This window comes from Halobacillus sp. BBL2006, assembly GCF_000786645.1.
Lineage (GTDB): Bacteria > Bacillota > Bacilli > Bacillales > Halobacillaceae > Halobacillus.
Map to the genome: position 1 here is coordinate 1 of NZ_JRNX01000750.1, position 1,404 is coordinate 1,404.

General features: G+C 41.2%; 2 protein-coding genes. Both read right to left on the reverse strand.

All coding sequences use genetic code 11. From position 1 onward, the window contains the following. Nucleotides 1-785, reverse strand: a 785-nt coding sequence (locus LD39_RS19265; RefSeq protein WP_035552019.1) for a M23 family metallopeptidase, incomplete at its 3' end; no start/stop codon positions are given. A gap of 82 nt (nt 786-867) precedes the next feature. After that, on the reverse strand, nt 868-1,404 hold a 537-nt coding region (locus tag LD39_RS19270; protein ID WP_052158961.1), incomplete at its 5' end, for a YhcN/YlaJ family sporulation lipoprotein.

A 1,404-nucleotide genomic window follows, 5' to 3' on the forward strand; every position in this document is an offset into this window, starting at 1 on the left:
GCGCCGATGACATCACCGGGCTGGACGACATCGCCAACTTTCACATCACCAAAGCTTTGAAGATGGGCGTAATAATGGTAAATGTTAAAGATGTCACGGATGCCTATACGCCATCCTCCATAAGTGTTCCATCCCTTCATTTCAATTACGCCATATGTCGTGGATTTAACAGGAACACCATAATTTGCAAAAATGTCTGTTCCCTCATGAATTCGTCGTCCACCGAATCCCCTTGCGTCCCCCCAGGTACTGCGATAACTATAGTTGGCTTGTAGAGGAAGGGGAAAGTCCCGATTGGTTAATGATACCGTCTGGAATTTTCTAAAGACCTCTGCCGTGTTTATAATGGTCTGAACAGTAAGGTCACGTTTATAATAATTCCATAAAGCAATTTTAATATCGTCTTCTGTTGTTCCAAAGGACTTGATATAATTTCCCATTGCCCAAAGGATATCTTCATCGTTTTTAATTTCAGCTTTTTTATCTCCACTACCATCTGCTCCCCATCCTGCAGGAAAGAAATCTGCGGGCATTTCTCCCGCGCTGCCTGTCCAGAATAGTGGATCTATTTCAATCGCCGTCACACGTCCTTCTTTTGGATCGTCGTGAATCTGTCTCTCGAATTGGTCGATTGCAGCGATATATTCCCAAGGAATATCAGTAAGAGCAGAGGTCTTTTGATAAAGGGCCATTCTTGCTTTGCTTTCTTCATCTGCAAAAGCTTTATCCCCTGAAAAGGAAAAGAGAGTTACGATGATGATAAAGAGTAATCCTATAAATTTCATTGATTTCACCTACGAAGTATTTGATACGTTTAGCTTTAACAACTTGAAAGCTGTTATGTTTGGAAATGAAAGGCAGATGAAATCAAGGTTGTGCGTCAGTGTTACCATTCATGTTAGGACCCACATCTGGCTGATTCATGCTATCCTGAGGCACTTTCCCTTGTGGCGATTTTTTAATTTTCTTAACGATGCTATCAATAACTTCTTCATATTGCTCGTCGTAAACAGTAGAAGTACTGACGCTTTGGATGTCTCCAAAGGCAGATGGGTCATCTGAAACATAAACGTGGTAAAAGCTTGGCACGAGTGAATAGGCTGTCTTCTGAACCATATCTGCAGCTTGTTCACGAGAGTGGTTCTCTGGTTTCTGGTAAGCGACTAAAACTTCATTGTCCGTTACAAGTGTGGCAACGTCCTCAAAGCCATCGTAACGGAGAATCATTCTTGAGATCATGTCTGCCATTTGTTCACGGTTTACTTTTATTTGGCGGTTTTTTTCTTTGCTTTGATCAAGCTGATCTTTTTTGAAACGTACGTAACCAACTTGCCCGTCTAAACCTTCATCGTTGTAACTATCCATCGCATTTCCATTTAAAGTATCTTCTTTCATTTTTGTTTT